The organism is Bradyrhizobium algeriense, assembly GCF_003062295.1.
GTDB lineage: Bacteria > Pseudomonadota > Alphaproteobacteria > Rhizobiales > Xanthobacteraceae > Bradyrhizobium > Bradyrhizobium algeriense.
The window spans coordinates 1-18,122 of the sequence record NZ_PYCN01000058.1 but is presented as its reverse complement, the minus strand read 5'-3'; the positions used below and the strand labels follow the sequence as shown (position 1 = coordinate 18,122).

17 protein-coding genes and 1 pseudogene are annotated in these 18,122 nt (G+C 59.0%); 13 read left to right on the top strand and 5 right to left on the bottom strand.

Annotated elements, in window-relative coordinates; all coding sequences use genetic code 11:
• Positions 1 to 1,675 precede the first annotated feature (1,675 nt).
• Complete coding sequence (locus C7G61_RS40160; protein ID WP_108523105.1) at positions 1,676 to 2,374, bottom strand: secretin N-terminal domain-containing protein; 699 nt, start codon at positions 2,372 to 2,374, stop codon at positions 1,676 to 1,678.
• 177 nt (positions 2,375 to 2,551) lie between these two features.
• Here C7G61_RS40160 and C7G61_RS45305 point away from each other — a divergent pair, with 177 nt between their 5' ends.
• The 11 genes from C7G61_RS45305 to C7G61_RS40105 are packed head-to-tail and all read left to right on the top strand — an operon-like array spanning position 2,552 to position 10,978.
• The gene (locus C7G61_RS45305) at positions 2,552 to 3,076 is read left to right on the top strand and encodes a nodulation protein NolB (protein WP_338026182.1); all 525 of its coding nucleotides are present in this window, start codon (positions 2,552 to 2,554) and stop codon (positions 3,074 to 3,076) included.
• 5 nt (positions 3,077 to 3,081) lie between these two features.
• Positions 3,082 to 3,948, top strand: coding sequence for a type III secretion system inner membrane ring lipoprotein SctJ (sctJ, locus tag C7G61_RS40150; RefSeq protein ID WP_375293226.1), 867 nt, complete (start codon positions 3,082 to 3,084; stop codon positions 3,946 to 3,948).
• 10 nt (positions 3,949 to 3,958) lie between these two features.
• Positions 3,959 to 4,597 (top strand): nodulation protein NolU, encoded by a 639-nt coding sequence (locus C7G61_RS40145; RefSeq protein WP_108523104.1) that lies wholly within the window; start codon positions 3,959 to 3,961, stop codon positions 4,595 to 4,597.
• Complete coding sequence (gene sctL / locus C7G61_RS40140) at positions 4,587 to 5,210, top strand: type III secretion system stator protein SctL (protein ID WP_108523103.1); 624 nt, start codon at positions 4,587 to 4,589, stop codon at positions 5,208 to 5,210. Before C7G61_RS40145 ends, sctL begins: the two co-directional genes overlap by 11 nt.
• Positions 5,207 to 6,556, top strand: a complete 1,350-nt coding sequence (gene sctN, locus C7G61_RS40135; protein ID WP_108523102.1) for a type III secretion system ATPase SctN — start codon at positions 5,207 to 5,209, stop codon at positions 6,554 to 6,556. The genes sctL and sctN overlap by 4 nt, the downstream gene beginning before the upstream one ends.
• A complete protein-coding gene (locus C7G61_RS40130) occupies positions 6,532 to 7,062 on the top strand; it encodes a YscO family type III secretion system apparatus protein (protein WP_108523101.1) in 531 nt (176 codons plus the stop codon). Before sctN ends, C7G61_RS40130 begins: the two co-directional genes overlap by 25 nt.
• Positions 7,063 to 7,121: 59 nt before the next feature.
• Positions 7,122 to 8,177, top strand: a complete 1,056-nt coding sequence (sctQ, locus tag C7G61_RS40125) for a type III secretion system cytoplasmic ring protein SctQ (RefSeq protein ID WP_108523100.1) — start codon at positions 7,122 to 7,124, stop codon at positions 8,175 to 8,177.
• Positions 8,170 to 8,835 (top strand): type III secretion system export apparatus subunit SctR, encoded by a 666-nt coding sequence (sctR, locus tag C7G61_RS40120; protein ID WP_108523099.1) that lies wholly within the window; start codon positions 8,170 to 8,172, stop codon positions 8,833 to 8,835. Before sctQ ends, sctR begins: the two co-directional genes overlap by 8 nt.
• Positions 8,836 to 8,837: 2 nt before the next feature.
• Positions 8,838 to 9,122 carry an EscS/YscS/HrcS family type III secretion system export apparatus protein gene (locus tag C7G61_RS40115; protein WP_108523098.1) on the top strand — a complete coding sequence of 95 codons (285 nt, stop codon included), beginning with the start codon at positions 8,838 to 8,840 and terminating at the stop codon, positions 9,120 to 9,122.
• Entirely contained in the window at positions 9,123 to 9,944 is an 822-nt protein-coding gene (gene sctT, locus C7G61_RS40110; RefSeq protein ID WP_108523097.1) for a type III secretion system export apparatus subunit SctT, read from the top strand. It begins immediately after the preceding gene.
• Positions 9,941 to 10,978 (top strand): EscU/YscU/HrcU family type III secretion system export apparatus switch protein, encoded by a 1,038-nt coding sequence (locus C7G61_RS40105; protein ID WP_108523096.1) that lies wholly within the window; start codon positions 9,941 to 9,943, stop codon positions 10,976 to 10,978. The genes sctT and C7G61_RS40105 overlap by 4 nt, the downstream gene beginning before the upstream one ends.
• 39 nt (positions 10,979 to 11,017) lie before the next feature.
• On the opposite strand, the gene C7G61_RS40100 is transcribed toward C7G61_RS40105, so the two are convergent.
• The 4 genes from C7G61_RS40100 to C7G61_RS40085 all read right to left on the bottom strand — a co-directional run bounded on the left by C7G61_RS40100 (position 11,018) and on the right by C7G61_RS40085 (position 14,278).
• Positions 11,018 to 11,683: a CpaD family pilus assembly lipoprotein gene (locus tag C7G61_RS40100; RefSeq protein WP_108523095.1), complete on the bottom strand. Its 666-nt coding sequence runs from the start codon at positions 11,681 to 11,683 to the stop codon at positions 11,018 to 11,020.
• Positions 11,684 to 11,693: 10 nt separating this feature from the next.
• Positions 11,694 to 13,109 carry a type II and III secretion system protein family protein gene (locus tag C7G61_RS40095; protein ID WP_244608707.1) on the bottom strand — a complete coding sequence of 472 codons (1,416 nt, stop codon included), beginning with the start codon at positions 13,107 to 13,109 and terminating at the stop codon, positions 11,694 to 11,696.
• A 73-nt stretch (positions 13,110 to 13,182) separates the two neighbouring features.
• Complete coding sequence (locus C7G61_RS40090; RefSeq protein WP_108523094.1) at positions 13,183 to 13,872, bottom strand: response regulator; 690 nt, start codon at positions 13,870 to 13,872, stop codon at positions 13,183 to 13,185.
• Between the two features lies 1 nt (position 13,873).
• Positions 13,874 to 14,278: a type 1 periplasmic-binding domain-containing protein gene (locus C7G61_RS40085; RefSeq protein ID WP_108523093.1), complete on the bottom strand. Its 405-nt coding sequence runs from the start codon at positions 14,276 to 14,278 to the stop codon at positions 13,874 to 13,876.
• Positions 14,279 to 15,799: 1,521 nt separating this feature from the next.
• On the opposite strand from C7G61_RS40085, the pseudogene istA reads away from it, so the two are divergent.
• Together istA and C7G61_RS40075 are read left to right on the top strand one after the other, a co-directional pair.
• A pseudogene (istA, locus tag C7G61_RS40080) lies at positions 15,800 to 17,350 on the top strand (IS21 family transposase).
• 84 nt (positions 17,351 to 17,434) lie between these two features.
• Positions 17,435 to 18,016, top strand: coding sequence for an ATP-binding protein (locus C7G61_RS40075; protein WP_274542315.1), 582 nt, complete (start codon positions 17,435 to 17,437; stop codon positions 18,014 to 18,016).
• The last annotated feature ends 106 nt before the right edge of the window (positions 18,017 to 18,122 follow it).

Here is an 18,122-nt window from a genome sequence, read left to right as displayed (position 1 = left end):
GTCATCGTCGGCAGCTCCCCGCAGGCCGCAGCCCAGTCGACCACCGCGCCATCGGCCACGACGCCGCCGCCAGCGGCAGTACAGCCAGGCGCCGCGCCATCCGCCGCAACGCCGGCAACACCCAATTAACTTTGTGTTCGTGAGGTGACATGCGCTCTGAACTTCTTTTTTGCGGCCGCGACAGCTGCGGTCGCGGCAAGCGATGCCGTCAATGCGACGGAACGTCCGCAGGAGGTGTTTTCAAAAACCTCTGCCGGTTGGGAACCGGAAGCTTGCGGGGATATCTGCGTCGTCTCAGCCAGGATATCCTGTCCGCGCCGACTGCCTGACCAGATCTCTTAAAGTGACACATAATTAATTGACCGCGTACAATCATCTTGGCGCGAGGCCAACATAGCCTAGCCAAGATAATCGACGCCGGCACAGAAGGGACGCCGCCAAGTGCTCCTGCCACCGGCGGCATCCCAAAGGTCTGTTTCAGCGGGGAGGGGCATGGCTCTGCCGCAAGCTGGGCTGTGGAAACGCCTACCCGGTGGGGGAAATCCTCACCCGAGTATCCAGGCCAGAGGCTAGGGTCAAGCGACGGATTGAGACGGACAAAATCCTCTTCTCGCCACTCGGCTGTGTGGGGCACAGCTAGGATAGAGAAGGTTGTCGGTGCGTCCTTGCTCGGCATGAGTCCGGCGGTTCTTAGCACGTTGAGCTGGGCGTTCGAGGCCGTTTGAGGACAGAAGACCCAGTACTCGCTGGCGCGACGTCCGTTTTCCATGACGAAATTTCCGAGTTCCAGTGGCGCATCCCCCGTGGACGACGATGGCCCGGCTTGTGATGGCGCGGCATGCGATGGCTCGGCCTGTAGCAGCCTGGGTTCGAGCTCCTCCCAAACCGGTCCTTATCGGGGGCTTCCGCCAGCGACTGAGCAGGCGGCTGCTGCGAGCTGGGCCCGTTCGCCGGCGGCCGAGGATGGCTCGGCTTGCATTGGACCGGGTTCGACCTTCTGCCAAATCAAGTCCTGATCGAAACCTAGGGCTTCCGCCAGCGATGGAGCAATCGTCTGCTGCGAGCTGGGCCGCAGCAAACTTTCGCCGGCGGCCGTTAATGGCCTAGGGGGGCCGCAGCCGGCGTACGCAGATCATCGTCCTAACTCAAATGTGACGAATAGGGATGCTCGGCCTCCAAATGTGGCGAATAGGCTTCCCCCTGCGGCACTGGCGACCACGCAGCATATGGCGGGGGACTATCTTGCAACTCGCTCAGCTGGTGCTCAAAGCCCGTTGGATCCTCGGGCGGTGGCGGTGAGGCGGGCTGTGGGTCCGTGTTCAGTGGGTCGATTGAGTTGAAATCCATCCTGTTCCTCCTTCACATGGAGCGGCTCGAGCCATTCTTTGAAGAAGGCCACTTGCATCGCGACTACGGAGAACCACTGAGAACTCTCGCCTTGAGCTGCAGCCTCCAATCTGCCGGCAACAATGGCGCCAACCAGGTTTGCGGTTATTCCGAGCATCGGGTGCCCCGACGTTGCATGACGGTGGATAGACGGCATCGCCGTCGAGACATCCGCGCTCTCATGCTAGGAGGGTGAGCTTTCGAGAAGCTGACGAGCATCAGAAGGATTCAAAATGAGCCAATGGAGACGGCATTGACTTCCGCCGAAAGCTGCCGCGCATTCTAAATTTCATCTCTGGCCCGGCGCAGGCTCGCGCACGATGCTGTCCTGACGCGGCGCGTCGGAAGAATAGGGGGCTTCCGGTCGTCCCTCGCGAACGACCGTGGTTGAGGAGCCACGAAATAACTTCAGCACCGATTCCCGAGACTGCTTTTCGACCGCAGCGTGCGGCCGCGCCTGCGCCTCCGCTACAAGGCCGTTGAGCGTTTGGTCTAAGAGCGCGATGAAGCGTGGTGGACCAGAAACCAGGACGAGGCCATCTCCTGGTGCCGGTCTCACAAGATAGCGCTCGTCGGAGATATTGAGTGCATCGAGGGCCGCTTTGAATGCATCGAAGCTGATCGGCTTCAACACAAGCAGACGACTTTGCGCCTCATTTGCAGCAGATACATACAGCACGAGCCCATCGTAGTACCATTGAAGATTGTAGAGATTGGTCAAACGGTCCAGGAACTCGCGCGGTGGCAGATCTGGGATGCGCCCGCGAATCCGACCCTTCACCTCCGCGCTGACGTTCACTCTGATATTGAGGTTGTTACCGAATTCCAGCAGTGCGGCAGACAGGTCCTGATCCAGAACCGTGTAGCTATAAGGTGCCGAAGGCAGCGAGAGCGGAGCCCCAAACGCCGTGAGTACCCCGGAGCAAAGGAAAACTCCTGCGCCCGCAACTCGGTTTAAAATGTTCAGGATCGTGCGTCGGCTTAGCATTCCCAAGTCCCTTCGACCTGAGAACAAGTATTAAGACTTCGCCCAAATTGGAAGCCAAGCGTGATCTTTAAAATGGCCTTATGGCTCGCATGTTCGTCAGCTTGCGGTCAGCTGGCCTCTTTACGGTATTGACCATCAATTCTTAACAAGGGCGATGTCTCATCGCAGCCCAAACCAATGACACCTTCGATCATGCTAGGCGCTACGCCGATCTCTCTGAAGCCTAACGACGGTCTGTCCGGGCTCTGCCAGCCGGCAGCCATCGGCCAGCAGTGCCAGTTTCAGCAGACTCTTCTGCATGTCGCTTCGACATCAGACGCTGCCTCCTCAGTTACCGATAGAGCAGCGTCCGTTCCTGCGGTGTCAGAGGTTCAGCGTGCAGCAGTGCAGGCGAGCCCGCCTGGCGAGCGCGTGCTCCAGGCTCTCTCTTCGATGTATCGGAGCAATCCCATTCCTTCTGCAACGAGCGGCGGTGTGACCGCCATTTCGAAGACCGTTCAACCTGGGCCGGCCGCTCAGCCGCTTTCACGGTCGCAGCTAGTCGGGGCGAGCCCCGCGGGCAAGCCGGAAGGGGTGCTCGACTTCGACGCGATGGTTGCGGGTCTGCGGGACGTTTACAAGGGTGTCGTCGAGGTTTCGCTTGTGTCCAAGAGCACCAGCGCCGTCAGCTCATCTTTGAACAAATTGCTATCGGCGGGCTGAGTTCGTTGACGTCTGCTTTCATCTATGGACAAAACGGCCATGCCCGCCTATCCGGTCAGTGGTTGCGTGTTTTTGCCGTGCTATCGCTTCTCCTCCCCTTGATTGGCTGTAAGGCCGATCTCTACACCAAAGTGCAGGAGCGCGAGGCCAATGAGATGCTTGCTCTCCTGCTTAGCAAGGGAGTCGATGCGGTCCGTGTTACTGCCAAGGACGGGACCAGCACGATCCAGGTCGAAGAGAAGCAGCTAGCCTTTTCGATTGAGCTGCTAAATCTCGAAGGGTTGCCGCGCCACCCTTTCAAGAACCTCGGCGAGGTGTTCAAAGGATCGGGCCTGGTTGCCTCGCCGATCGAGGAGCGCGCCCGCTACGTTTATGCCCTGAGCGAAGAATTGTCGCGCACGATTAGCGATATCGACGGCGTCATATCCGCGCGTGTCCACGTTGTTTTGCCAAAAAATGATCTATTGCGCCAGGACACGATGCCGTCCTCAGCGTCGGTGTTCATTCGACATAACTCCAATGCAAAGCTCTCGCTCCTGCAACCGCAGATCAAGATGCTGGTCACCAACAGCATCGAGGGCCTATCCTATGACAAGGTGGTGGTGGTCTTTGTGCCGGTTGAGCGGGCTCCGCTTGAGCAGCCTGCCCCGCGAGCTGCGTCCGCTCAGTCGACCAAATCCATTTCAGACCCGCTACTTGCGGCCGGTATCGGAGGGGGCGGCGCTGCGATTGGCCTTCTGTGCTACATATTCCTGGGCTCTCGTATGCATCAGCGCGCCCAGCAGTCGCGCGCGCGATCCAGACTTGGCAACCGTTCGAACACGCCCGCTATCCCGCCTCCCGGTAAAAAGATCACCTCCGACAAGGCATAGGAGTGCGCAGATGCCCATACCGCTGCCATGCTCCGGTTCTCATACGACGTCCGAATCGACCTCTGAGGGGCTGCGCGAGCTTGCTGCCTCGACCCATCTGACCCGATTTGCTGCCCGTCTTGACGGGCGGCTGTCGGCTTCGACTTTGGTCCGGCTACAGAAGAGCTCAAGGCTGCAGGTAAGACTTGCTGAAATGCTGCTTGGTAATGAAATGGACTCCAACGGCCGTAACTGGGGAACTGATCTTCTGCTCGGCCATGATCCGAATAGGGCTGCTTTGCTTGCCGGCAGTATCTGGCATGCTGGCTCGCTCCTAAAGCTCGTCTCAAAGCAGCATCTCGCGATTCTGCTCGGGCGTATCGGGGCAGAAGCGCACGCTTTCGGTATCCGGAACTTGGCCAGCGCGGTCGCAATCACCGCTACCGCTGATCCGGAGCAACTTTCGCAACAGATTGAACACGATGGCCATGCCTGCCTAGGTGCTTGGCTCGACGAAGCCTCGGCACTTGATCGCACGCGCGTGCTGTTACGCTTGCCCATGGGCACTGCTGCCGAGAATCCAGCGGCCGAACACCGCAATGCCGCGGGCCCAGTGCTTTCCTTGGTGATAGTCCATTTGTCGAGGGAGACGCCACGGCATGACAGCTGATGACCCAGCGCCGCCGGTGGCCCCCGAGATACGGCCGCTCGGGCCTCTCATATCGGCGGCCGAGATCGGGATCTGGTGCGATGCCGTAGAGGCGCGCGCGGCTGCCGAGCGGCATCTGCAACGCGTTCGCGGCTGGGGACGGACAGCTTATAAGCGGGAGCGGGCGCGCGGCTGTGCGGATGGCTTCAAGAGCGGCGCCGAGGAAATGTCTCGGCTGATTGCGCAGGCTGCTTCCGCACTTGCGCAGCGAAAAGCCATTCTGGAGCAGGAGTTGCCGCAGCTCGTCATGGAGATCGTGAGCGATCTGCTGGGCGCGTTTGATCCAGGCGAGATGTTGGTGAGGACCGTTCGTAATGCGATCGAGCAAAAATATGGTAGCGCGGAAATTTGCCTTCATGTCTCTCCTCTGAAAGCCGATGCGCTAGCGCGCAAGTTCGCTACGTGCGATGGACAGGAGGGCCGGCCGAAAGTGCGGGTTGCTCCGGATCCGGCTCTAACGACAGAGCAGTGCGTGTTGTGGAGCGAATTTGGCAATGTAGACATTGGAGTTGCCGCGCAGCTGCGGGCTCTACGCCTTGGCCTGGGTTTGCCATCAAAGGAAGACGGGCTATGACCACATCAGCCACCCATGCGGCGGGAGAGAGGAATCTGCACGCCGCGCTATCGTCTCTGAAATCTACAGCAAAGCATATCGACACGCGTGCTGTACGAGGGCGGATCACACGGGCGGTCGGCACCTTGCTCCATGCCGTCTTGCCAGAGGCGCGTATAGGGGAGCTTTGCCTGTTGCAGGATCCCCGCACCGGATGGTCGCTCGAGGCCGAGGTGATCGGCCTATCGCAAGATGGGGTATTGCTCACTCCCATTGGTGACATGGCGGGCTTATCCAGCCGAGCAGAAGTGGTCGCGACCGGACGAATGCATGAAGTTCCGGTCGGCCCCGATTTGCTTGGCCGGGTGATCGACAGCTTCGGCCGTCCGATCGACGGAAAGGGTCCAATCAACGCCGCTCAAACTCGCCCGCTGCGCGGCAAGGCCCCCAACCCCATGACAAGGCGCGGTATCGAGCGAACATTGCCACTCGGCGTCCGTGTCTTGGATGGGCTTCTAACATGTGGCGAGGGGCAGCGGATCGGCATCTACGGAGACCCAGGGTGCGGTAAGTCGACGCTCCTGTCGCAGATCGTAAAAGGCGCGGCTGCCGACGCCACCATAGTCGCGTTGATCGGTGAGCGCGGTCGTGAGGTGCGGGAATTCATCGAGCAGCACCTTGGTGAGGCAGCGCTTCGCCGCACCGTCGTTGTCGTTGAGACCTCCGATCGCTCGGCAATGGAACGAGCGCAATGCGCTCACATGGCGACGGCAGTCGCCGAATATTTTCGTGATGAAGGACTTCGCGTCGTCCTGATGATGGACTCATTGACGCGCTTTAGCCGCGCCATGCGCGAAATTGGCCTTGCGGCAGGAGAGCCGCCGACGCGGCGCGGCTTTCCGCCATCGGTTTTTGCGATGCTTCCTGGCCTGTTGGAGCGTGCCGGCATGGGCGAGCGCGGCTCGATCACGGCCTTCTATACTGTGCTTGTCGAAGGCGACGGCTCGGGTGATCCAATCGCCGAAGAATCACGAGGCATTCTTGATGGCCACGTTGTTCTCTCACGCCTTTTGGCTGCGCGCGAGCATTTTCCAGCTATTGACGTATTGTCAAGCCGCAGCCGCGTGATGAATGCGGTCGTCTCTGTGTCGCATCGAAAGGCGGCTTCCTTCTTCCGTGATCTGCTCTCCCGCTACGCCGAGGCCGAGTTCTTGGTGAAGGTTGGCGAATATAAGCAAGGCAGTGATCCTCTGACAGACCGGGCAATTAATTCGATCGAGGAGTTGCGGAAATTCCTGCGTCAGGGCGGAGACGAGGCGTCAAGCTTTGAGGAGACGGTCACATGGATGTCGCGTCTGACCGCGTGAATCGCGTCCATGCCTCGAAATTGCGGCTAGTGAAGGACATGAGACAGCGGAGCGCCCTTCGTGAGGTGTACAACATGGAAGCCAAGCGCCGCACCGCGCTTCAAGCGGTGGAACAAGCTGTCCGGGATCTTGCAACGGCCGAGAAAAACCAAGCGGCGCTCGAAGCGGAGCTTTACCGAGAACTGGCATCTTTTGATTCGCTATCTGTCGAAGAGCTCGATCGTCGCAGTCACATCGTCATTGGGCGGCTCAAAGCTGAGATCGCAGGAGCACGCCGAACGCTTGAGGAAGCGCGCGCCGCTCAAGAGCGGACCGAGACGGCGGTCTTCGAGGCGCGGACCACTTTGACCAAGTGCTCGGCGGCGAGTCACAAATGGCAGCAAATTGAAGGCGACGTTCAGCGCGCGAGTGATGCCCATTCAGAGGCGGAAGCCGAGATAGAGGCCGATGATGAGGTTTTGCTTCGGTATCGCAGTGGTTCGCGTACTCACACGGCTAGCGACTGAATCTGATGGCTTCTTCTATGCTAGGGAAAGCGCCTTGTCTTGTAGACGCGCCTGTGACCATGGCTACGCGTGAACAATCGGGATTTAAACCGGCGCTAACCCTGTCCCCTGCGGTCGTCTCTTGGCTCAACGAGATCGCTGCTGCCCGCAAGCCTCTGCAAAGCCGTCTCAGCGATAAGCCGCTATCCGTGCGGATGGAACGGCTTGTCTGGGAGCCGGAGCCGTGTGCCGTATCGATGCTCGACTGCGTTTGGACCATCGGACATGAAACAATCATCTTATCGTTGGCCCGTCCGGTTGTAGAAGGGCTGATCGCGACGGTGCAAAGTGAGCTTGGCCTACCTGCCGAGCCAACTCGTTCGCTCCTCCTCGAATTTGCACTCGATCCGTTGCTCGATCAACTAGAGGGGCTGACACAACAGAAGTTGCAGCTGATCTGTTTGAGCGAAGCAACGGCTCGGGGTCCTTATCTGGAGCTCGAAATCACCTACCGCCCATTCAAGGGAAAAGCGCGCCTGCTCCTGTTCTCACCTCTCGATGGTTCAGTTCCACCCGCGTTTCGGGCGTTAGGCGGACTGCTCAGGCAGCTGCCGCGAGAGGCACGCCAGCTTCCCCCAGAATTGCCTGTCATCGTTAAGGGAGAGATCGGCTCGCTCCGTGCGACGGTTGCGCTGCTAGGGAAAGCAAATGCAGGAGACGCTCTATTGCCGGACGTAATACCCTTGGCCCGTGGCCAAGCCATCCTCAACGCGGGAACCTTATGGGCTCCGGCACATGTTGCAGAGGATCGCTTGATCGTGCGAGGGGCATTCCGCCTCCAACCACATCCCCTGGAGTGTGCACATATGATGACTCAATCCGAAAAACCCCGGCCGCCATCTGAAAGTGATCTCGACAACATCGAGATTACTCTTGTTTTCGAATGCGGCCGCTGGACTGTCGCACTCGGAGCCTTGAGGGATATCAGCGAGGGACATGTGTTCGAACTTGGCCGGCCGCTCGACGGACCGGTTGATATCCTTGCTAACGGCCGCCGCATAGGCCGCGGGGACATCGTAAGCATCGGCGGGGAGCTTGGCGTCAGGTTGCGGGGCAGGTTGGCCGTCAATGACTGACATTCAACCGGGAATTCTTGGACTCCTTGCGCTCACAGCCGGCCTTGGCCTGCTGGCGTTCCTAGTCGTAACAAGCACAGCGTTCATAAAGGTGTCCGTCGTGCTCTTCCTCGTTCGCAACGCGCTCGGGACTCAATCTATCCCACCGAACCTCGTTCTATATGGCGCGGCGCTGATCCTGACAGTTTTCATTAGCGCGCCAGTGATTGAACAGACCTATAATCGCCTTTCTGCGCCACAACTCCGCTACCAAACGGTCGATGATTGGCTGAGCGCCGCAAAGGAGGCGCAGGAGCCGCTGCGCGGGCATCTGAAGAAGTTCACCGCTGACGAGCAGCGCCGTTTCTTCTTGGCTTCAACCGAACAGGTCTGGCCCGAGGACATGCGCGGCAACGTGAGCGCCGATGACCTGGTCATTCTGGTGCCATCTTTCCTAATTTCAGAACTCAAGCGTGGCTTCGAAATTGGGTTTCTTCTCTATCTGCCCTTTATCACCATCGATCTGATTGTAACGACCATCTTGATGGCCATGGGTATGTCGATGGTTTCGCCAACGGTGATATCCGTGCCTTTTAAGCTGTTTCTATTCGTCTCAATCGACGGCTGGTCGCGGCTCATGCACGGGCTGGTGCTCAGCTACACAACGCCGGGAGGCTGAGCATGGATGAGGCAAGCATTCTCACTCATATGAGCCGGTCACTTGTGCTCTTTATGATCTGGGTTCTGCCACCGCTTATCGCGGCGGTCGTTGTCGGCTTAGTCGTCGGCATCATGCAGGCGGCAACGCAGCTTCAGGATCAAACTTTGCCACTGACTGTGAAGCTTCTGGTCGTTGTCGCGGTGATCGCTTTGTTCTCTCCAGTGCTCAGCGCCGCGCTGATCAAGGAAGCAGAGCAGGTATTTACCGACTTTCCCGCACTCACAGCAAGTATTAGCCGACGTTAGATGAACGTCCCCTCATTCACCGAGACGCAAACTCTGATCCAGGAGGCGATCGAACTCGTGCTCGCAGCCGGGCTCGCGGCAGCCCGCGCCCTTGGCATTATGTTGGTCCTTCCCGTGTTTACGCTGCCGCGCATTAGGGGGCTGATCCGCGGCTGCGTGACCTTTGCGATGGGACTGCCATGCCTGTTGCAGATCAGGCTCGGCTTGCAGTCGCTGGATGAGGGCTCACGACTGATCAGTGTCACGCTACTCGGTTTGAAGGAGGTGTTCGTCGGCCTGCTCATCGGCTTTTTGCTCAGTATTCCGTTATGGAGCATCCAGGCAGTGGGTGAGATCATCGATACCCAAAGGGGGATTACGAACCCTGTTGCTTCCGATGATCCAGCCACGCGTGGCCAGGCTTCGGCGACGGCGGTTTTACTCGGTACCACTGCGATTTCGATTTTCGTTCTAGCCGGGGGATTGGAGAATATGATTAGGGGCCTTTATGGCAGCTATTTGATCTGGCCCGTGTATCGGCTGATGCCTAGCTTGACCGTGCAAGGCGCGATGGCATTTCTGGGGCTTCTCGGTCACATCATGTATACGGCGCTACTGGTCTCTGGCCCCGTGTTGGCATTCCTGCTGCTACTCGATGTATCGGTCATGATACTCGGGCGGTTTGCGCCGCAACTCAAACTGAACGATGTCTCTCCCACCATGAAGAATCTGGCGTATGGGATAATCATGGTAAGTTACGCCACCTTCCTCGTCGAATATATGGGATCGGAGATCAGTCAGTCCAACACCGTGCTCGAGTTGTTCAAGAACCTCCTTAAATGAGTGGCTCGAGCGAAGAGAAGAAGCTCCCCCCCACTCCCAAGAAGCTAAAAGATGCGCGCAAGAAAGGGCAGAGTCCGCGCAGCACCGATTTGGTCAGCGCAGTCAGTGTGTGCGCCGGTTTCGGCTGCCTCTGGTTAAGAGCGGGCCTCATTGAGACCAAGTGGTATGAAACGGTACGGCTAATCGACAAACTGCAGGGGCAGCCGTTCACAAGCGCGGTCCAGCAGGCGCTGGGCGGCTTGATCGAACTGTTTCTTGCGGCCGTTGGTCCATTCCTCGGGGCCGGTGTTGCCGCTGGTATTCTAGCAGGGGTCCTTGCCAATGGTGGATTAAACGTCTCTTTCGAGTCCTTAAAGCCGAAATTCGAGAAATTGGATCCCATGAAGGGGCTCAAGCGGATTGCGTCTAAGCGGTCGCTCATTGAACTCTCGAAGTCGCTTCTTAAGGTGTGCGTTCTCGGCGCAAGCTTGCTACTCACGGTTATCGCAAGTTGGAAGGCGCTGGTATACTTGCCAACCTGCGGTAGGGGATGTCTCAACTTCGTGTTCACTGAGATCAAATTGCTGACCGAAATTGCTGCCGGTGCTTTTCTGATCGCCGGATTGGCCGATCTTCTTATCCAGCGCTGGTTGTTTTTACAGGACATGCGCATGACGGAGACTGAGGCCAAACGCGAGTCCAAAGAACAGCAGGGCAATCCGCAGGTCAAACGAGAACACCGTCGCCTTCGTCAGGAGACGGCGAACGAGCCTCCGCTTGGCGTCCATCGCGCCACATTGATAGTGACAGGACAAGCGATCTTGATTGGGCTTCGCTACATTCGTGGCGAGACCGGCGTGCCGATCGTGGTTTGCCGTGGTGAGGGCGAACTTGCCTCACGACTGCTTGTTGAGGCGCAGTCGCTGCGCCTCAGCATTGTCCAGGATCCAGCCCTGGCGCGGCAGCTCATCCGGAATGCCAGGCTGGGCAACGTCGTTCCTGGGAAGTACTTTGAAGGGGTTGCGAGAGCACTCTATTCCGCCGGGCTGGTCTAGACATTGCTTATGGCAGCAATGATTGCGCCATCCGGCGCGCTATCGAGGCGACTGTATATCCCTCGTCGCCGTTGACCCGGCTTCTGGCGAGGACCTGTTGCCAATTCCATCTTCCAAGTCGCTCTTGTTGCGTCGCCCCATGGACCCATATGTGGCAACAGGAATGGCGGCACGATCACCTTTTGTTGCCATGACAGCTCTATTGTCCAGCAGGTCGCTCGGATCGTTGACCATGACGCCCAGATTGTTGCGGATTGAGCAGCCTAGCGTCTGGTCGAACGAATTATCGTTAACCGAAGGACCAATGATCGAAAGGGACGGACATACGGGAGGACGTGCTTCATAGACAATGGCCTCGATTCGCACCGCGAAGCCGACAGGCCGGTCGATGCGAGGGCCGAACAGGCGGACGTTGTAAGGCGCGACGCCCATTGCGCGGGCCTCGCTGGCTACCTGCGCGGCGAGCCGGGGCGAGCCGGTGATATCGAGATGGAGCGCATCAAACCGACCGCGACTGGCGCCGGCAATGAAATCCCTCAGTCGATACCGCTCGAGGCCACGAAGGCTCTGCAGCACCAAGACACTGTTCTGCTGCTGCACCATGCTTGGTTGTTCAGCCGGCCCCGTGTTGATCAGAGCAGTGCTTGTGCAGCCGCCTAGGCTCGCCATCAGAACGAACAGATGGGGCAGGGCTCGTAAAGTCATTCGACGATCCTCATTCGATAATAAAGCCGGCGCCGCCTGTCGCGCCTGGTACACTGGTGCGCGGAGCGTCGCGGCCTCGCGGCGGGCTTGCCAACGTGTTCGTCAAGGCGCGCCCCATATCTGAGGGCGGTCCGATGCGGTCGGCGGGGGCGCTCATCCGGTTCGGGTTCGATGCTGGCCGCACGATGTAAGGCGTGACGATAATAACGAGCTCCGTCTCCTGCTTTTGAAAGGACGAAGAGCGAAACAGTGCACCGAGAATGGGCAGGTCGCCTAACCAAGGAAAAGTACTGATATCCGTGCTGAAGTTACGCCTGATTAGCCCCCCTATTGCGAAGCTTTGTCCGCTCCCAAGCTCGATAACGGTCTCCGCACGCCTCGTAGAGAGGGCAGGCACGGCCATACCGTTCACTTGGACCTCACCTACTTTCGAAATCTCGCTGACCTCAGGTTTCACGCGGACATTGATTTGATTGTTGTTAAGAACAGTCGGGACGAAGTCGAGGCTCACTCCAAAGTGACGAAATTGGATCGAAACCTGTCGGTTGTCCTGCATGACCGGAATTGGAAATTCGCCGCCCGCCAGGAAGCTCGCGGACTCACCGGACATTGCGGTGAGATTCGGTTCAGCCAGTACGGAAGCGAGGTGCTCGCTGGCGAGCGCGTCGAGAACAGCGCCGACGTTGATACTACCGGCGCTGAAGCCGATACCTGCCTTGCCGCCGCCGCTAGCCGTGCCGGAACCAGCACCTTTGCCGCTGCTAAAGAAAAAAGTGCCATTCTGACCCAAAGCGGAGAGGTTGATGCCGAGCTCCTTCATGGCGCTGCGTGAGACCTCCGCTACGCGAACGCTCAGATTGACCTGTAACGATCCGGCGACCTGAATTTTGTTGAAGACCAGCGCACCCGGACCGAGAAACTGCTCTGTGACCCTCACGGCAGTGGCGACGACATCGGCATTGGGAGCCGTACCGTTAAGGATCGCGCCGCGGGGGGTATAGCTGACTTGGATCGGATAGTCGCCGACCTGGGCCTTCAGCATGGCACGCAGATCCTCGATCGGTTGCGTGACGACAACACGCAACTCGGCGAGAGCTTCCCCATTGTCGTTCAAAGCGAACAGGCTGGTCCGTCCGGACTTCTTGCCAAAGACGAAGATGGTCGTGTTCGATGGCGCTTGATAATCCGCGATCGTCGGGTCGGCAACAAAGATGCTCGCCGCCGGCCCGGGCAAATGAATTGTCTTGCCGAGCGAGGAGGAAAGGTCCAGCGTCCCATTGATGCTGCTAGGAGCCGCGCGCGGCGGCCCCCCTCTAGCGTCCCGCGTCGTCTGAGCTGCGGCAGTTAGTGGCGATAGCAAAGCGACCGCGCACAGGAGGTGGGAAAGAGAAGGACAAACGGCAGACCACAGGGCGCTAGCGACGATCGAGCGTCGATCGCTGCCACCCTCATTATCAAGAGCGATCTTCAAGGTAGTCTTTGCTTTCAAGTTCGATCGACTACGCGGCCGATGCCGCGCTGTTCAATTCAAGGATATAGCCGACGCCGCGTGCGGTTGTGATCCGTAGCGTCGCACCAGACTGATTAAAATGACCGCGCAAGCGATAGATTGCGACTTCAAGTGCATTGGTAGAGACCTCGTTGTCAAACGCATAGAGGCTATCCTCCAGCGACGCGCGTGGCACGGCGCGACCTGCGCGGCTGAGCAGATGCTCAAGAATGCACACTTCGCGGCGTGCAATCTTTAGCGGCCGACCACCAACTGAAACTTGCCGGGCGATCGGATCGAATTTTAGATTGCCAAACACAACGACGGGGGCTGTCATTTGCGTTGATCGCCTCAGAATGGCTCGCATCCGAGCGATGAGTTCATCAGTAGACACGGGCTTGGGCAGAAAATCGTCTGCACCACCATTGAAAATGGCGATCCGCCTACCGAGATCATTGCGGCTGCTCATCACCATGGCAGGCATCAAATGTCCGTCGCGTCTCAACCGCTTCAGCCAGTCCAGGCCGTTTCCATCCGGTAGGGCCAACTCGAGCAGGAGAATGTCGTACTTGGCGTAGTCGAGAGCGGTCGCCGCCTCATCCAGCGTGCCCGCCACATCAACGGCGAAACCGCAATCCGAGAGCGCTCCTTGCACAGCGCGCGCAAGGTCCGCATCATGATCAACCAGTAGCGTTCGCATTTCATTGCCTCTTCATGCCAAAACTACCAAGCAGATCACCGTCGACCATGAAGTCGGGCGAAATTGAGTTCTCCAGCTTCAACGTAAACGTCGGGAGACGGTACCGACTAAGAAGAGCAATGTTGCCAACGGCCAACATCGCTCCGCCCATTGCCTGCCGATTAGCAATTTCGGCCGTTTGCTGTGGATCGCATGCGTCCTTGACAGTCAACGTGGTCTTGATGTCGGGAACCAGGCCAGAATCAGCCAGAGCATTGAGCGCTGTGGCAGGACCCTCGTGCATCTTCGCGCCAATCTCGGCAGTGCTTCCGGACATCGGCTCGGCGAGCGCATTGCCAGCACGCGCAATCGAAACCAAAGCACAAGAGAGAATGGCTGGATTGGCATCCGAACTGATACGAGACATTTGGAAGCTCCCCATGTTGCCCTGACTCTGCGGTGAGTCTTGCTATGCCATCGACCTGTGAGGTCGTTTGGTCATAGCAAATGCAACCTTGAACGCGTGAAGACAGATCGCACCCCCGCAGCGGGCCGATGCTCTAGATGCCGCTAACGTGGGACGAAACAACCAATGCGCCGCGGGCTATGAAAGATTGTCTCGGTGGGCGGTGACGTGCATCGGGAGCGCGAGAAAACCCGGCATTTAGACAGATCCAACGCGCCCGCTTGGCTGTGGCCCATCTGGCACACCGAAGAATGGCGAGTCCGTCCCCGCAGCGGCGTTATCAAGCATGTGGTACGGGTGGTTCCGCCGCCTGCATTCCACCTCTCGGGACGAACGGCGGCGGATACCGAACTTGGACTCAACTTCATTTCCCCTCCGACAACGGGAACGCGACGACAGCGAGTACTGCTCTTGAGCTCCTCGTGCTGTTGCAGCCTCAACTTGGCCGGCGCGGGTACCCCGTCCGGCGCGTAGGCTACGTTGCCAACAGGCTTTCGAGTGGACTGATCGAGGAGCGTGACGGGGTCGAGCGGTGTGGCCCTACGGGTTGGAGACATTCGCAATTCTTGCTACCTGTCAGGAAGTGTTGCGCGCGACGCATTGTCGCGACTGGTGTCTGAAACCCTACAATCTGACGCTACGTGCGATTCAAGTCCCTTCGAGAGCTCGTTGCATGAATATTCTAAAAATCGCAGGCTTGCTGAGGCAGCCACCATGGGAAATTGGATAAAAAGCACCGCGACGCATCAAAACAGCAAATCATCTTACGCGAACCAGAGGGCCTTCGCTGGCGCCGAGACTCATCATTCGTGGTTATCTGGGCGGAAAATCGATGCCTGTCATGCGGGTTTGAGACATTTCGCGCTTTTTGCTATCTGTCAGGAAGTATTGTCGCGACCTGTGTCGGAAATATTACAATCTTACGCTGCATACGATTCAAGTCCTCCGAGAGCTCGTTGCGTGAAGATAAGCGGCCAAACCCCCTGACGCTCGATTCATACTCTCGTCCGACGTTTGCCGTCTTATATCCGGTGACGTCGTTCGTGCACCGACGAAAATTGATAAGCCCGTTCGCATGGGTGAGAGTTGCATCACTTCACCCGAGATAAGCAAGGGGCGCGACGTTCCCTGACAGCTCACCACCATGTGTCCGAGCTATGGGCTCAATCGGTGCCCGGCATAGTTCTTTATGGCTCGCATTTCCCAAAGCGCGTCGGTTACGCGCTTGACGTCGCTCTTCATCGGTGGCAATTGTCGAGGATCGTGGTTCCGCCCCTAGGCCCGTTCGAGCTGATTCAGGATCCGGGCTGATTAGGATGCGTGTTTCGGCAATTTCCGGACACCGATTTCGGTAATTCGCGGACAGCGATTTCAGTAATTCCGGGACAGGGATTCCGCTAAATCGCGGACAGTTGCGGGAGGTTGGTTTTCGGGAGCGCCGTTCGGGCAATGTTCTCTCTCAAGCTGAGTTTGAGAGGGGCAATGCCGAGACGGAAGCAAGCGAAACGAACCACTGTGAAGGACCTACGATCGATCCTGAGGCTGACGTACGAGCAGGGCCTGTCGGTTCGGGCGATCTCGGAGCGGCTGCAGATCAGCAAGAGCTCGGTTGCCACCTACCTGCTGCGGGCGCGTGAAGCGGGCTTGAGCTGGCCGCTGCCGCCGATTTACGAGAACGAGGCGGCGTTACAGCGGGCCTTGTTCCGGCGGGTCGGGCGACCGCCGCAGGATTTGAGCGAGCCTGAGTGGCCACGGGTGGCGCAGGAACTCAAGCGCAAGGGCGTGACGCTGACGCTGCTTTGGCAGGAATACCGGACGGCTCATCCCGACGGCTATGGTTACACTTGGTTCTGCGAGAGGTTTGACGCCTATCGGCGCCGGGCGAACCCCACTTTCCGCCACCGCCACGCGGCGGGTGCGGTGATGCAGACCGACTATGCCGGCCCGACGGTGGAGGTGATCGATCCGCAAACCGGCGAGATCCGTCAGGCGCAGATATTTGTCGCGGTGCTCGGGGCCTCGTCGCTGACCTTCGCTATGGCGAGCTGCGGTCAGCGACTGCCAGATTGGATCGAAGGCCAGACCCGGGCCCTGTCGTACTTCGGCGGAGTTCCCAAGGCGATCGTCTGCGACAATCTGAAGGCCGGGGTCGTCAAGGCGTTGTGGTTCGAGCCGACGCTCAACCAAACCTTTGCCGCCATGGCCGAGCACTACGACACGACGATTTTGCCGACCCGCAGCCGCAAGCCGCGCGACAAGGGCAAGGTTGAAGGCGCGGTGCTGATTGTCGAACGCTGGATTCTGGCACGGCTGCGCCATCGGCGGTTCTTCAACCTGACCGATCTCAATACCGCGATCGGCGGTTTGCTGGAGGAGCTGAACAATAGGCCGATGCGCCATATCGGCAAATCCCGCCGGCAGCTGTTCGAGGAGATCGAGCGCGAGGCGCTGGCGCCGCTGCCCAGCGAACCGTTCGAATACGCTGAGTGGAAAACGGCGAAGGTCCATCCCGATTAGCACGTCGAAATCGACAAGACCTTTTACTCGGTGCCGCACCGACTGATCGGCCGTCGGGTGGACGTCCGGCTCACCTATCGAGCCGTCGAGATCTTCCAGGATCACACGCGTGTCGCCAGCCATGTGCGCCGCTCTCAGCGCAGCGGCCATGTCACCGTGAACGAGCACATGCCCAAGGCCCATCAGCGTTACGCCAATATGACGCCGGCGAGTTTGATCAAGATGGCAGCGCGGATCGGCGTCAACGCCGCCACCCTGGTCGAGCGGATGATGCGTGAGCGCCCGCAACCCGAGCAGGGTTATCGCTCCGCCATGGGGATCATCGCCCTGGCTCGGCGCTACGAGCGCAATCGGCTGGAAGCGGCCTGTGAGAGGGCGCTCGCCATCAACGCGATCAATTACTCCTCCGTGAGCGCCATCCTCAAATCCGGGCTCGACCGCGCGAGCCCTGCCGCCGAGCCCATCAAAGCCACGCCCTCCCACGTGAACATACGTGGCGGCACCTATTATCAATGAAGGAAAGGAAGATCGTGATGCTGACCCACCCGACCCTTGACCAGATGCAGGCCCTCGGCCTTGCCGGAATGGCGGCCGCCTATATTGGCCGAACAGGACAATGCCGCCGATCTCAGCCGCGACGAGTGGCTCGGCCTGATGCTTGATCGCGAAGCCGCCATGCGCGCCGACCGGCGCCTGACCAATCGCCTGGCCGCAGCCAAGCTGCGCTTCGTCGACGCCTGTATCGAAGACGTCGACTTCGCGTCCCGCCGCGGCCTTGACCGGCGCAACACCCTGCAGCTGGCGCAAGGCGCCTGGCTGAAAGCCCATGAGAACTTGATCATCACCGGCCTGACCGGGACTGGCAAAACCTGGCTGGCGTGTGCCTTCGGACGCCAGGCGGCCAGGCTCGATCATTCCGTCCTTTATTTGCGTATGCCGCGCCTGTTCGAAGACCTCGCCATGGCCCGTCTCGATGGTCGCTTCCCGCGCCTCATCGATAAGCTCGTACGTGTCCAGTTGCTCATCCTCGACGACTGGGGCACCCACACCCTCAACGACCAGCAGCGCCTCGATCTCCTCGAAATATTCGAAGAGCGCTACAGGCGCAAATCGACATTGATTACCGCCCAGCTGCCCGTTGCCCAATGGCACGACATGATCGGCGAGCCGATGACTTCATGATGCCTCCTTCTTCGAACGCTTGGTGCGTCGTACCCGATTGCGAAGCTGACGGATTTGGTCGTCTGAGAGCTCGATCTGCCATGGCTGGCCTTTGGCTAACTGACGA